Source organism: Micromonospora sp. SH-82, from assembly GCF_051132485.1.
In the GTDB taxonomy this organism is placed as follows: domain Bacteria; phylum Actinomycetota; class Actinomycetes; order Mycobacteriales; family Micromonosporaceae; genus Micromonospora.
Genome location: NZ_CP148049.1, coordinates 151,502 through 164,696 on the forward strand (window position 1 = coordinate 151,502; position 13,195 = coordinate 164,696).

General features: G+C 71.2%; 11 protein-coding genes and 2 tRNA genes. 4 read left to right on the top strand and 9 right to left on the bottom strand.

Features of this window, described 5'->3' with window-relative positions:
- Positions 1-19: 19 nt before the first annotated feature.
- The 5 genes from WHN02_RS00655 to WHN02_RS00675 form a co-directional block, all read right to left on the bottom strand.
- Positions 20-268 carry a hypothetical protein gene (locus WHN02_RS00655; protein ID WP_350899643.1) on the bottom strand — a complete coding sequence of 83 codons (249 nt, stop codon included), beginning with the start codon at positions 266-268 and terminating at the stop codon, positions 20-22.
- A 497-nt stretch (positions 269-765) separates the two neighbouring features.
- Positions 766-842 (bottom strand) — tRNA-Met (locus WHN02_RS00660).
- 423 nt (positions 843-1,265) lie between these two features.
- Positions 1,266-1,342: transfer RNA gene (locus WHN02_RS00665), tRNA-Met, on the bottom strand.
- A 290-nt stretch (positions 1,343-1,632) separates the two neighbouring features.
- On the bottom strand, positions 1,633-4,656 hold the full coding sequence (locus WHN02_RS00670; protein ID WP_434741601.1) for a UPF0182 family membrane protein: 3,024 nt from the start codon (positions 4,654-4,656) through the stop codon (positions 1,633-1,635).
- Positions 4,657-4,802: 146 nt separating this feature from the next.
- The gene (locus WHN02_RS00675; RefSeq protein ID WP_434741602.1) at positions 4,803-5,816 is read right to left on the bottom strand and encodes a YlbL family protein; all 1,014 of its coding nucleotides are present in this window, start codon (positions 5,814-5,816) and stop codon (positions 4,803-4,805) included.
- Positions 5,817-6,057: 241 nt separating this feature from the next.
- Between WHN02_RS00675 and WHN02_RS00680 the strand changes: the two genes are divergently transcribed.
- A complete protein-coding gene (locus WHN02_RS00680) occupies positions 6,058-7,299 on the top strand; it encodes a zinc-dependent metalloprotease (protein ID WP_434744114.1) in 1,242 nt (413 codons plus the stop codon).
- 66 nt (positions 7,300-7,365) lie between these two features.
- Here the strand turns inward: WHN02_RS00680 and WHN02_RS00685 are convergent, their stop codons facing one another.
- Complete coding sequence (locus WHN02_RS00685) at positions 7,366-7,974, bottom strand: hypothetical protein (protein ID WP_434741603.1); 609 nt, start codon at positions 7,972-7,974, stop codon at positions 7,366-7,368.
- 40 nt (positions 7,975-8,014) lie between these two features.
- The gene (locus WHN02_RS00690; RefSeq protein WP_434741604.1) at positions 8,015-8,542 is read right to left on the bottom strand and encodes a M48 metallopeptidase family protein; all 528 of its coding nucleotides are present in this window, start codon (positions 8,540-8,542) and stop codon (positions 8,015-8,017) included.
- A gap of 505 nt (positions 8,543-9,047) precedes the next feature.
- Between WHN02_RS00690 and WHN02_RS00695 the strand changes: the two genes are divergently transcribed.
- The 3 genes from WHN02_RS00695 (at position 9,048) to WHN02_RS00705 (ending at position 11,995) form a co-directional block, all read left to right on the top strand.
- Positions 9,048-9,215 carry a DUF5679 domain-containing protein gene (locus WHN02_RS00695; protein WP_012014940.1) on the top strand — a complete coding sequence of 56 codons (168 nt, stop codon included), beginning with the start codon at positions 9,048-9,050 and terminating at the stop codon, positions 9,213-9,215.
- Between the two features lie 289 nt (positions 9,216-9,504).
- On the top strand, positions 9,505-10,605 hold the full coding sequence (locus tag WHN02_RS00700; protein WP_434741605.1) for a ThiF family adenylyltransferase: 1,101 nt from the start codon (positions 9,505-9,507) through the stop codon (positions 10,603-10,605).
- A gap of 61 nt (positions 10,606-10,666) precedes the next feature.
- A complete protein-coding gene (locus WHN02_RS00705) occupies positions 10,667-11,995 on the top strand; it encodes an ABC1 kinase family protein (protein ID WP_434741606.1) in 1,329 nt (442 codons plus the stop codon).
- A 316-nt stretch (positions 11,996-12,311) separates the two neighbouring features.
- On the opposite strand, the gene WHN02_RS00710 is transcribed toward WHN02_RS00705, so the two are convergent.
- Together WHN02_RS00710 and WHN02_RS00715 are read right to left on the bottom strand one after the other, a co-directional pair.
- Entirely contained in the window at positions 12,312-12,677 is a 366-nt protein-coding gene (locus WHN02_RS00710; RefSeq protein ID WP_350896674.1) for a WhiB family transcriptional regulator, read from the bottom strand.
- Positions 12,678-12,812: 135 nt separating this feature from the next.
- Positions 12,813-13,067: a hypothetical protein gene (locus WHN02_RS00715; protein ID WP_434741607.1), complete on the bottom strand. Its 255-nt coding sequence runs from the start codon at positions 13,065-13,067 to the stop codon at positions 12,813-12,815.
- Positions 13,068-13,195 lie beyond the last annotated feature (128 nt).

Genomic DNA, 13,195 nt, shown 5'->3' on the forward strand with positions numbered 1-13,195 from the left:
GACCGGCCAGGGGCGCCGGTCAGCGGGGCGGGCCGCCCCGTCGGCCGCGCATCATGCGGACCAGCAGCAGCACGACCACCGCGACGACGACCAGGCAGCAGAGCAGACCGATCAGACCGAACCCGCCCCGGGAGCGACGTCGGGCCGCCTCCAGCACCAGTTCACCGGTGCCGGTGGAGGCCCAGGCCACCACGGGGACGAACACGGACAGCGTGACAGCACCGAGGACCGTGCCGAGCCGGCCCCACCATCTGTTCCAGGAAGACATGCCCACATCCTCGCCTACCGCCGCCACACCGTCACCCGCTTCGCCCCTGCGAGCCGCTGCCGTCACCACTGCCCGCGCGAGCCGCTGGCGTCACCGCCGTCCGGGCCTGCCACCCGTGTCACCGCTTCGTCCCTGCGAGCCGCTGGCGTCACCACTGCCCGCGCGAGCCGCTGGCGTCACCGCCGTCCGGGCCTGCCACTCGTGTCACCGCTTCGTCCCTGCGAGCCGCTGGTGTCACCACTGCCCGCGCGTGCCGCTGGCGTCACCGCCGTCCGGGCTTGCCACTCGTGTCACCGCTTCGTCCCTGCGAGCCGCTGGTGTCACCGCTTCGTCCCGCGAACCGGTGCCGCATCTGCTTCGTCCGCGTTCGTCCGCGCGAACCGGTGAGGACCGACAGTGCGGCCGGTGGGGAGTGGCCAGCGGGGGTGGCCACTGGGGCAGGGGGGCGACGGAACACGGAAACGGCCCCGAGGATATCCTCGGGGCCGTTTCGCCGGTGGTAGCGGGGACAGGATTTGAACCTGCGACCTCTGGGTTATGAGCCCAGCGAGCTACCGAGCTGCTCCACCCCGCGTCGACATCTAGAGCCTATCGCATCGCTACCGCCACGATCCGCAGGGGTCACACATCCACCGGCATCAACGCGCCGGTTGCCGATTTCGCCCCCGAAAGTCGCCCCGCCCCAGAACTCCCCCGGAAGTCGCCACTCATGATCGTTGGCTGGAAACCGCCGCGACACGCCGGGAGAACGGCCGCCTAGCGACAAACGATCAACGAGAACTCGATCTTGGGCTGTAACCCCGAGGCAAGATGAGGGTGCAGGCCCGACATGAGATCTGGAGGTGCAGACCAAGGTGAGATGGGGGTGCAGACCCCAGACGAGATCGGGGCAGACCCACGGTGAGATCTGGGGAGGGTGCAGACCCAAGGTGAGATCGGAGTGCAGACCTGAGACAACGAGAACGGCCCCGAGGACATCCTCGGGGCCGTTCTCGTGTGGTAGCGGGGACAGGATTTGAACCTGCGACCTCTGGGTTATGAGCCCAGCGAGCTACCGAGCTGCTCCACCCCGCGTCGGTAAGACAACGTTAGCGCACCGCCCTCGCGGACCGCAAAACGGTCCCCCCATCCGCGCCTGACCTGCAAGGACTCCCACACGAACGAGCCGGGCACGAACGAACCGACCACCAAACAAGCCGGGCATACCCGGGCACGAACGGTCCGGGCGCGAACGAGCCGGGCAGGAACGGTCCGGGCAACCCCGGGCACGAACGGTCCGGGCACAAACGAGCCGGGCAACCCCGGGCACGAACGAGCCGGGCACCCCGAGGTCGTCGGGGTGCCCGGCTCGTTCGATCAGTCGGTCAGCCTCCCGGGGAGGGAGACGGAGACTCCGGGGCGGGGCTGCCGGTCGGCGCCGGGGTCCCCGACGCGCCGCCCGCCGCCTGCTGGGCGCGCTGGAACGCGGCCATCGCCTCGTCGAGTCGCTTCAACGCCTCCCCGTACCGGCCGAAGTCACCGGAGGTCTGCGCAGCCCGGAGCTCGGTGATCGCTGCCTGCACCTCGTTCGCGGCCGCGGCCAGGTCACCGGTCATCGGAGCCGGTGGGGTGGCCGGGGTCTCCGGCGGGTTCTCCCCGCCCTCCGCAGGCGGAGGCGGAGGTGCCTGGTTGCCGGCCCGCTTGCCCTGTTCGACGAGCGCCTCGATTCCCTCCGAGACGCTGTTGGCCAGCACCACGTACGAGCCGCCGTCGCCGTAGGACATCAGCACCCGCTGCAGCAGCGGCGGCGCGTTCTCCTGGTTGGTCTTCACGTAGACCGGCTCGATGTACAGCATGCCGTTGGCGAAGGGCAGGGAGAGCAGGTTGCCGTACTGCACCTGGGCCTGGTTGGAGGAGAGCAGGTTCAGCTGCTGCCTGATGTCGGCGTTGTTCGTCATCTGCTGGTGCACCTGCACCGGCCCGGAGATCCGGGTCTGGTCCGGCAGGTCCAGCACCTCCAGCCTCGGCTCACCGCCCACGTACGACCCGCTGATCAAGGCGGCGAGGTTCTGCCGTCCGTTCGGGGTGACCGCCGAGGTGAGCTGGAACCTCGGCTCCTCCTGGCCCGGGAACTGGGTGTAGAGGTAGTACGGAGGCTGTCGCTGCCCGCTGTCCGGATTGTCCGGGACGCTCGGCACCTGCCAGAAGTCCTGGGCGGAGTAGAAGTCGCCCGGGTCGGTCACGTGGAACCGGGTGAGCAGGTTGCGCTGCACCTTGAACAGGTCGGCCGGGTATCGGAAGTGTTCGGACAGCTCGGCCGGGATCTCCGCCTTCGGCCGGACCAGTTCGCCGCCGAACGCCTTGTTCCAGGCCTTGAGCACCGGGTCGTTCTCGTCGAACTGGTACAGCGTGACGGTGCCGTCGTACGCGTCGACAGTCGCCTTGACCGAGTTGCGGATGTAGTTGACGTTCTCCCGGGCCAGCTGGAACGTGCCCCGGCCGGTCAGCTCGTCAGCGGTCTCCTGCTGGAGGTTGACCCGCTCGGCGTAGGGGTAGCTGACCGAGGTGGTGTACCCGTCGATGATCCACTTGATCCGGCCGTCCACCACCGCCGGGTACGGGTCCCCGTCCACGGTCAGGAACGGCGCGACCTTCTCCACCCGGTCCCGGGGGTTACGGACGTAGAGCAGCTTGGAGTTCTCGTTGACCCGGTCGGAGAGGAGGAAGTTCGACTCCTGCTCCTTGACCGCGTAGAGCAGGCGGCGGGGGAAGGAGCCGATGTCGACGCCGCCGGAACCGGTGTAGGTGTAGAACTCGCCCGGCCCCGCGCCGTCGCCGCTGTCCCCGACCGGCCTGTCGAACTCGGCGTTGCGCTCCGGGTCGGTCTGCCCGACGATCGCGTAGTCACCGGGCTCCATCCGCTCGCCGTAGTAGACCCGGGGCTGCTCGGTGGGGATGGTGTCGGCGCTGGAGGTGCAGCGCTCGCCCTGGGCGTTCTGCTCCTCCTGCTGGTCGTTGGCGTCGTCCAGGAAGCCGGAGACGAAGTACGGCTGACCGCCGCAGACCACCCGGTTGCCGGGCGCGGCGACGAGGCCGTACCCGTGGGTGTAGACGGTGTGCCTGTTGATCCAGGTGTTCTGCTGGCCGCTGAGCTGCCGGTAGTTGATCTCCCGGAGGCCGACCACGTAGTCCTGGGTGCGCCCGTCGACGGTGTACCTGTCGACGTCGAGCTTCTCGCCGAAGTCGTAGAACTGCCGGACCTGCTGCCGCTGGGTGTAGGTCTCGGAGACCAGCTGCGGGTCGAGCAGTCGGATGTTCTGCACCACGTTGGTGTCGGTGGACAGGCTCTCCGGCGGGGTGAGGTTGTTGGCCGCGTACCGCACCGGCTGGGTGTCGGCCAGCCCGAACGAGGCCCGGGTCGCCTCGATGCTGCGCTGGATGTACGGCGCTTCCTTGTCCTTCTCGCTGGGCCGGACCTCGAAGGTCTGCACCGCCCACGGGTAGATGCCGCCGATCGCGACAGCGGAGACCCCGAGCAGGGCCAGCGAGATGCCCGGCCAGACCAGGTTGCGCATCACCGCGTTGCTGAACACGATGATCGCGATGGCGACCACGACGGAGATGTAGGCCAGGATCTCCTTCGCCGGCAGCAACGCGTTGACGTCGGCGTACCCGGCGCCGTAGAGGTTGACCCCGTCGTTGTACTCCAGCAGCATCACCCGCCGGTCCAGGACGTAGGCGACCGCCTTGAGCAGGACGAAGGCCGCGACCAGGGAGGTGAGGTGGGCGCGGGCGGCGTTGGTGATCCGGTCGCCGACGCCCTGCAGGCGGATCCCGCCGTAGACGTAGTGCACAGCCAGCGCGCCGAGCAGGGCCAGGACCACAGTGGTGAACCCGACGCCGAGCAGGTAACGCCAGAACGGCAGCTGGAAGACGTAGAACCCGATGTCGACGCCGAACTCGGGGTCGTCGACGCCGAAGTCGCCGCCGTTGCGGAAGAGCAGCCACTGACTCCAGCGGGTCTGCGCGGAGAGCCCGGCGAAGACACCGACGACCACCGCGACGAGGGTGATCCAGAGCCCCACCCGGCGGCCGAGCAGCATCCGGTACCGCTCCAGGGTGGCCTGTTCGGCCGAGTGGGGGCGCAGGCTCGGCCGCAGCCGGTAGGCGAGCCAGAGGTTCCCGCCGACGATCGCGCCCATCGCCAGGCCGATCACGGCGAAGAGCAGCAGCCGGGTGAACAGCATCCCGGTGAAGACCTGGGTGAAGTCGACCTCGTTGAACCACAGCCAGTCGGTCCACGCCTGCACACCCCAGCTGAGCAGGGTGAACAGCAGGAACACCCCGACCAGCACCCCGATCGTGACGCGTCCGCGTCGGCTCATCCTCGGCAGGGGGCTGCTACGCATTACCACTCTTGGCTCCGCACGCTCGATGTGATCGGCTCCGACCAGGCACCCAGAGTACGGGGTATTCCTGAACGCGTACGGTCAAGGTCTGGCCGCCGCACCGGCATCGATCGTGTCGCACCTGGTCACGGTGGGTCGGACGGACATCAGCAAAGGGTGGGGCGTCCCCCGGCGCGCAGCGTCTCCAACGCGGTGAGCGCCTCGTCCAGCGACGCCACCCGCAGCAACGGCAGATCGGGCTGCGGGTTGCGCACCGCCTCCGCGCAGTTGTCCGCCGGGACCAGGAAGGCGTCCGCCCCGGCCTGCTTCGCGCCGACGAGCTTCTGCGGAATGCCGCCGATCGCCCCGACCCCGCCCTGGTCGTCGATGGTCCCGGTGCCCGCGATGATCTTTCCGCCGGTGAGGTCCTCGGGTTGCAGCTTGTCGATGATGCCGAGGGCGAACATCAGGCCCGCGCTGGGTCCGCCGATGTCCGCAAGGTCGATCTTGAGGGTGAACGGGTGCGGCTGCTCCTGGTTGATGTCGACGCCGATGCGCGGTCGGCCGTCCTGCTCCCGGCTGGTCACGGTGGCGGTGCCGGCGGTGCCGGAGCGGGTGTAGCCGATGGTCAGCTCGCTCCCCGCCGGCTGTGCCCGGATCAGGTCGGTGAGGCTCCTGGCGGTGGTCACCGCCGTGCCGTCGACCGAGGTCACCACGTCGCCGACCTGGAGCACCCCGGCGGCGGGGCCGTCCGAGGCCACCGCCCGGACCACCACCCGGATCGGGTACCCGAGCTTGGTGAGCGCCACCGTCTCGGCGCTGGTCTGGGAGATCCGGAAGTCCTCCTCGTTGCGCTCCTTGACCTCCTGCTGGGTCCGGCCGGGCGGATAGACCAGTTCCCGGGGCACCACCGCCTTGTCGGCGGAGAACCAGCCGGCGATCGCGGTCCGCAGCTTCACGGTGGGCTGGACGCCCACCGTGGTCAGCCGCAGTTCCCCCTCGGAGGTCGAGGTCGGCTGGCCGTCCACCTGGATGACCTCGGTGCCGTCGTCGGTGCCGAGGGTGTCGACCGTCGGTCCGGGGCCGAGCACCACGTACGGGATGGGGGTCACCAGCACGCCGACGCTGAGCAGGGCGGTGAGCAGAGCACCGAGCAGGACGGTCATGCCGCGACGTCTCATGCGCCAGAGCGTACCGACCAGGTCGGGCGGTCCGGCGGACACCGACCACGGCCGGTCCGGCGCGGACCACCCACGGTGTCCGGGGACCCCGCCCCGGCGGGGTGTGCGACTTCGCCCTCAGCGCAACGCGGGCGGGACCGACCAGGGGCGCAGCACGCGTACCGTAGACGTCGTGCCTGATATTCCGTTCGGTTTCGCGCTCCCGGGTGGGCAACCACCAGACCCCAACGACCCCGCGCAGATGCAGCAGTTCATGGCGCAGTTGCAGCACCTGTTCGCCACGCCCGGCAGCGGGCCGGTCAACTGGGACCTGGCCCGGCAGGTGGCGGCCAGTCAGCTCTCCGCGGCGGGCGACCCGGCGGTGACCCCGTCCGAGCGCCACGCCGTCGAGGAGGCCCTGCGCCTGGCCGACCTCTGGCTCGAACCCGTGTCGGACCTGCCGTCGGGCATCCAGACCTCGGTCGCCTGGAACCGCAACGAGTGGATCTACAAGACCCTCGACGTGTGGCGCAAGCTCTGCGACCCGGTGGCGAGCCGGATGGTCGGTGCGATGGGCGACCTGGTGCCCCCGGAGGCACGGGCACAACTCGGCCCGATGCAGTCGATGGTCACCGCCCTCGGTGGCGCACTCTTCGGCGGGCAACTCGGGCAGGCGCTCGGTTCGCTCGCCGCCGAGGTCCTCTCCGCCGGCGACATCGGGTTGCCGCTCGGTCCGGCCGGCACCGCGGCGCTCATCCCGGCCAACATCCGGGCGTACGGCGAGGGGCTGGAGCTCCCCGAGGACCAGGTACGCCTCTACGTGGCCCTGCGCGAGGCGGCCCACCAACGACTCTTCCAACACGTGCCGTGGCTGCGCGGACACGTGCTCAGCGCAGTGGAGACGTACGCCGTCGGCATCCGGGTCAACCGGGAGGCGGTCGAGGAGGCGATGGGTCGGGTCGACCCGACCGACCCGGAGTCGATGCAGGCCATCGCCCTGGAGGGGATCTTCACGCCGGAGGACACCCCGACCCAGAAGGCCTCGCTGGCCCGGTTGGAGACCGCTCTCGCCCTGGTCGAGGGGTGGGTCTGCCACGTGGTGGACACCGCGTCCGGCGACCGGCTGCCCAGCGTGGTGAGCCTCGCCGAGGCGTTCCGTCGCCGACGGGCGGCCGGCGGTCCGGCCGAGCAGACCTTCGCCGCGCTCGTCGGTCTGGAGTTGCGGCCCCGCCGACTGCGGGAGGCGGCGGCTCTCTGGGCGGCGCTGACCGAGCACCGGGGCATCGCCGGCCGGGACGCCCTGTGGGGTCACCCGGACCTGCTCCCCTCCGACGACGACTTCGCCGACCCGGTGGCCTTCGCTCGGGCTCAGCTCGACCTCGGTGAGCTGGACACGTTCGACTTCACGGCCCCGGGTGGCCCGCACGAGCAGGCACCCGGTGAGCAGCCGCCGGGCGGACCCGACCGGCGGCCCGACGAGCCCGGCTCCGACGAGCGTCCCTGACGGCTCGTCGGGGGCCGTCCGGCCCGGTCGGCCGAATCGGTCAACCGGCCCGGTCAGCCCGCTCGGTCAGCCGGCCCGGTGCCCTCCGGACAGGAGGGCCCGGGTGGCTTCCCAGCCCTCCACCGCCGGGTCGAGCCGGGCCAGGTCGGCCGGGCCTCGGATCCGGTGCCAGCCGGGTGTGACAGCGAGGTCACCGGGCTGCGGCGCCGCCGCGCGGACCGTCGCCGGGAGCGCGGTGTCCAGGTCGAGGGCCGGGATCCAGTCCGGGGCCGGCAGCCGGACGGCGACCCCGAGCAGCCCGCCCTCGCCCCCCTCCGCGGGGGCGACGGCGACGGGCCTGCTGGTGAGCGGACGGAGCAGCTTGCCGAGGGTCAGACCGGGGACGTCCGGTGCGTCGGGGGCCACCACCGCCGCCTGGTCGTAGCCGTCCAGGGCGGCGAGAACGGCGTTCGGGGTGGCCGTCGGCACCTCGTACACGGGGGTGCCCGGCCAGAGCACCGCCTCGGCCAGCCACCTGTCGTCGGGGGTCACCGCGACGGCTGTCTCGACCTCGGAGAGGGTGGCGAGCAGGTCGACCACGTCCTCGGCGAGCGCCGTCCGCCAGGCCACCGGATCGATCCCCGGAGGGGACCAGGTCACCGGGGCGAGCAATACCACCACCACACGTCGCGCCACGCCCCGACCCTAGCGGGACCGGCGCGCGGGCGGCGGCCCGTCAGTCGCTCGATGCTCCGCCGACGGCGGCCACGCCCTCCAGGTAGCCACGGGCCCGCTCGGTCCGGGGGTAGCGCCCCACCAGCGTCCAGAACTCCGCGTTGTGGCTGGGCACGATGAGGTGTGCCAACTCGTGCAGCAGGACGTAGTCGAGCACCCAGTCGGGCATGTCCCGGAGCCGGTGCGAGATGCGGATGGTCCGGTCGGCGGGGGTGCACGATCCCCACCGGCCGTTCTGGTTGGTCACCCACCTGACGCTGGCCGGGACCGCCTGTGTGCCGTGCTCGGCGAGGTAGAGGTCGATCAGTCGGGCCGCCCGCTCCGACAGTTCCGTGTCGGATCGGGCCAGTCGGCCCTCCCGGGCGGCGAGCCGGGCGAGCATCCGGTCGACCCACTCGCTCTCCTCGGCCCGGGAGAACTGGTCCGGGATGAGCACGACGACCCGCTCCCCCTCGCGGTAGGCGGACACCGTGCGTCGCCGGCGCTGGCTGCGCCGTACCTCGACGACCGGCTTCCGCGCCCCCGACATCAGTGGGCCGCGCAGCCTCGGAATCCTGTCACGAGGGAAAGCTAATGCGTACTGACCAGGGATCCGCAAGGGTCAACCACGCGACACGCGCCCGGAAAATGGTGGTTGGTCGTCAGGAGTCCCGAAAAAATAATCGCGGCCAACCGAATGAATAATCTTCCTCACCCTTCGTGGCGGGCCGACAGCGGAGCCCGACCCCCTCCTCCACGCACAGTGATCATCGGAGGAAGTGGCCGCGAAGGGGGGAGAAAGTGGCCGTAGACCGGATTCGCCCGGCGTGTCCCCGCCAAACTGACTTATCCGACCTAATTCGGCATGCACACTCTCGACGTCGACTTGCTCACAGTGTCGACGCACACCTGACATGGAACCGCCCAGACCTGGGTAGGGTCCGCGAGCCAGCGGTCGCAACGACCGCGGAGAACGACCCAGCGCCGGAGCCCACGTGGCCCGCCGCCGGGCAGACCGCCGGACCACGACCGGCGGACGAGACGAGGAGGGCACCGTGGCCGACCAGGCCCAGACCTACAACGGTTACTGCGTCAAGTGCAAGGAGAAGCGGGACTTCGAGGGACGCGTCGAGGTCTCGAAGACCGGTATGAACATGGCAAAGGGTAAGTGTCCGGTTTGTGGGACAACAGTGAACCGCATCCTGGGCAAGGCAAAGGTCTGATCGTACGAAGACGAGAGGGGGCGGCCCGGTCGGGCCGCCCCCTCTCCGTTCGTCGGTGGGTCGCGGCCCGGGAGAGGACCCGCCGCCGCTGCCCCCTGCCGCCCGCTGCCGCCGCCCGCCGCCCGCCGCTGCGGTGCCGGCCGATGCGCGCTCAGGTGTCGGCTGGGCGACAGCCGCCCGGACCGGCTGTGGAAAACTCGCCCGAACCTGTGGACAGCGGGACGCGGCCCGCCCCGGCCTGTGGACGACGACCACCGCCCCGGCGTCGGGTCCACCACGATCTGTCCGCATGACGCGCCCCGCACTCTCCCGGCCCGTGCTGCTTCCCGGCCTCGTCCGGCTCTGGCGCGACCGGCACACCCTGCAACTCGGCGTCGAGCCCGGCCGGGCGGTCCTGGTGGAGATCGCCAACCCCCGGGCGGCCCGCCTGCTCGATCTGCTCGACGGCAGTCACAGTGTGCGCGGCGTCCTGAGCCGCGCCCCGGCGAGCGAGGTCGAGCCGGAGGATGCTCGGGGGTTGCTCGACGCCCTGCACGGGGCCGGACTGGTCGTACCCGCGCACACCCTGCTCCCCCGGGACCTCGCCGGCCCCGCCCGCCCCCGACTGACCGCCGAGGCGGGGGCGCTCGCCCTCACCCCGGACCCGCTCCCCGCCACCCCGGCCCAGCTGGTCCGTCGCCGACGCGACGCCCGGGTGGTGGTCACCGGCGCCGGTCGACTCGGCGGGCCGGTCGCCCTGGCCCTGGCCCAGGCCGGGGTCGGTCACGTCGACGTCGACCTGGCCGGACTGGTCGGGCCGACCGACCTGGTCGGCACCGGTCTGACCGGCGCCGACCAGGGGCGACCGATGACCCCGGCGATCCGGGACGCGATCGGTCGGCTCACCCCCGGCACTGAGACCCGACCGATCCGGCGAGGCCGCGCCGACCTCGTCGTCCAGCTCGGTACGGACCGACCCGCGGCGCTGCTGGCCACCGCGTACGCCCAGCGTCGGCAGGCGCACCTGGTACTGGGCCTGCGCGGCGGCGTACCCGTGGTGGGGCCGTTGGTCCGTCCCCCTGTCGGCCCCTGCCTGAACTGCCTCGACCTGCACCGGACCGACCGCGATCCGGACTGGCCGGCGCTGGCCGCTCAGCTCACGCCGGACGGGCGGACGGAGTTCTGCACCCTCACCACCCTGCTCACCGCCGTCGCGTACGCCGTCGCCGAGGCGTTGGCCCAGCTCGACGGCGGGACCCCGGAGACCCTCGGCTGTGCGGTGGAGGTCAGTGGGGTCGGCCGACTCCGCCGCCGGGTCTGGCCGCCGCACCCCTCGTGCCGGTGCTCCGCCGGTCGGCGGAGTCGACCGGGAACCGTCCCGGACGCCCGTCGTCCCCTCACCACCGCCTGAGTTCCGGGTGAAGCAGGCTGCGGAGCAGCAGCGGACCCGCGAAGTCGGTAACAATGGCCGAGTGACCGACATCCCGCGCCGGGCCGTGTCCCGAACCGCCAAACTCGCCGCCCTGCCGCTCGGCTTCGCCGGCCGGACCGTCCTAGGGATGGGGAAGCGGGTCACCGGCATGGCCTCCGACGTGATCTCCGCAGAGATCCAGCAGCGCACCGCCGAGCAGCTCTTCAGCGTCCTGGGCCAGCTCAAGGGCGGTGCGATGAAGTTCGGTCAGGCCCTGTCGGTCTTCGAGGCGGCGCTGCCCGAGGAGGTCGCCGCCCCGTACCGGCAGGCGCTCACCAAGCTCCAGGAGGCGGCACCCCCGCTGCCGGTGGCGACGGTGCACAAGGTGCTCGCCGAGCAGCTCGGCCCGCAGTGGCGGACCCGTTTCGCGGAGTTCGACGACTCCCCCGCCGCGGCGGCCAGCATCGGGCAGGTGCACCGGGCGGTGTGGCGGGACGCCTCGGGCGGGACCAGGGACGTGGCCGTCAAGATCCAGTATCCGGGGGCGGGTGACGCCCTCCTCGCCGACCTCAAGCAGCTCTCCCGCCTCGGCGGGATGTTCCGGGCCATCCAGCCGGGCCTGGACGTCAAACCACTCCTCGTCGAACTGCGGGAACGGATCGTCGAGGAGCTCGACTACGAGCTGGAGGCCGAGTCGCAACGGGCCTTCCGCACCGCGTACGCCGACGACCCGGAGATCTTCATCCCCGAGGTGTTCTCCACCGCGCCCCGGGTGCTGGTCACCGAGTGGGTCGAGGGCCTTCCGCTGGCCGAGATCATCAGGGACGGCAGCACGGCGCAACGCGACGAGGCGGGGCGCCTGATGGCCACCCTGCACCTGTCCGCCCCGCCCCGGGCCGGGCTGCTGCACGCCGACCCGCACCCGGGCAACTTCCGGCTGCTGCCCGACGGGCGACTCGGCGTGATCGACTTCGGGGCGGTCGCCCGGATGCCGGAGGGCACCCCCGAACCGATCGGTCGGCTCGCCGGGTTGGCCCTGCGTGGCGAGGCGGACGCGGTCATGGCCGGGCTCCGCGAGGAGGGGTTCGTCAGCCGGACCGAGGAGATCGACGCCCAGGCGGTGCTGGACTTCCTCAGGCCGATGCTCGACCCGGTCGCCGAGGAGGAGTTCCGGTTCACCAGGGCCTGGCTGCGGGCCGAGGCGACCCGGTTGGCCAGCCCGAAGTCACCGGCCTACCAGTTGAGCCGACACCTGAACCTGCCACCGTCGTACCTGCTCATCCACCGGGTGACGCTCGGTTCGATCGGGGTGCTCTGCCAGCTGGAGGCGAAGGCGCCGTACCGGGGCATCCTGGAACGGTGGCTGCCGGGGTTCGCCCCCGTCGCCTGAGCCCGGCCACCCCACACGACGCGACGACGGCCCCCTGCCGGTGCAGGGGGCCGTCGTCGGTCTCGTGACCTACAGGGTGCCCAGTTCGCGGGCCGACTGACGCCGGCCGCTCATCGCGACGGTACGGGCGGAACGGGTTGCCTCAGTGCTCGTCGTGGTGCGACCGGCCTGAGGCTCACGCATTCGAGCCCGGGACAACGCTTCGTGGAGTAGATGCATCTCACCGTTTCCGTTCGGTTCGACAGCCAACACGGGGTTCAACTTCCTGGTCACCGGTTCGGCTACGACACCGACCCGGGTACGGGTTCCGAACATGTCAGGCAGCCAGCCGGACGGTGTTGCGCTTGGCGGGCAGCCCGCTGGCCGCCAGCCGCGCCTCGGCCTCGACCTGGAGGGCTGCGTCGCGGGCCAGGTCCTCCTTGCGCGGACGGCCCCGGGGCCGCTTACGCGGGACGACCGCGCCACGCTCGAAGATCTCGCCACCCCAGACGCCCCAGGGCTCGGCCCGCTCGACCGCACCGGCGAGGCACTCGACGCGCAGCGGGCAGTCCCCGCACAGCGACTTGGCCAACTCCAACTCGGCGGGCGAGTCGGAGAACCACAGGTCGGGGTCGAACTTCCGGCAGGGCAGGTTCGCCTCCAGGTCGACGTTCACGTCGACGGGGGCCAACGCCAGACTCATCGCCCGGTCACCTCTCTCTCACATCGATCTCGTGGATCGCATTCCGACGTACTGCTTCGGGTGGAGCAAAAAACTGAGGCCGCGGATCCCGGTAGCGGGTTCCGCGGCCTCGAGGTGAGCCGGTGGTCTGATCGGTCAGACCGGTCTACCTCGAGGTGGAACGCCGCGGTTCTCCGGGCGCTTCGTGGCGCCGTCGGTGCCCTTGCCCATGAAGCCATCGGTCCCCTCGATTCCCTTCGGCGCACTGGCGGTCAGCAGCTCGACGTGAGCCTCGACCTGGTGCACCTGGGGAGCCGACGGCCGCGCGACAGTCAGCGCGGCCGGGACGGCCGACAGCGGGGCGACGGCAGCGAGCAGCGCCGCCGGACGCTTGAAGACATAGGTAACCATTGGTGCCACCTCCCTGACGTTTCCTCGTGTCGGCAACGGACCTGACCACCGTGAGCAGGGAAGATGACCCCGCTCGCCGTGGTGTGCCCTGAGGCTATTCCTCGCCCACGGGCGAGGGCAAACGAATT

Bases quoted from the DNA above. Each gene is read 5' to 3' on its own strand.
- WHN02_RS00715 (WP_434741607.1), bottom strand. From the start codon at position 13,067: ATGGTTACCTATGTCTTCAAGCGTCCGGCGGCGCTGCTCGCTGCCGTC.
- WHN02_RS00655 (WP_350899643.1), bottom strand. From the start codon at position 268: ATGTCTTCCTGGAACAGATGGTGGGGCCGGCTCGGCACGGTCCTCGGT.
- WHN02_RS00710 (WP_350896674.1), bottom strand. From the start codon at position 12,677: ATGAGTCTGGCGTTGGCCCCCGTCGACGTGAACGTCGACCTGGAGGCG.
- WHN02_RS00680 (WP_434744114.1), top strand. From the start codon at position 6,058: ATGCAGCAGTTCATGGCGCAGTTGCAGCACCTGTTCGCCACGCCCGGC.
- WHN02_RS00700 (WP_434741605.1), top strand. From the start codon at position 9,505: ATGACGCGCCCCGCACTCTCCCGGCCCGTGCTGCTTCCCGGCCTCGTC.
- WHN02_RS00675 (WP_434741602.1), bottom strand. From the start codon at position 5,816: ATGAGACGTCGCGGCATGACCGTCCTGCTCGGTGCTCTGCTCACCGCC.
- WHN02_RS00690 (WP_434741604.1), bottom strand. From the start codon at position 8,542: ATGTCGGGGGCGCGGAAGCCGGTCGTCGAGGTACGGCGCAGCCAGCGC.
- WHN02_RS00670 (WP_434741601.1), bottom strand. From the start codon at position 4,656: ATGCGTAGCAGCCCCCTGCCGAGGATGAGCCGACGCGGACGCGTCACG.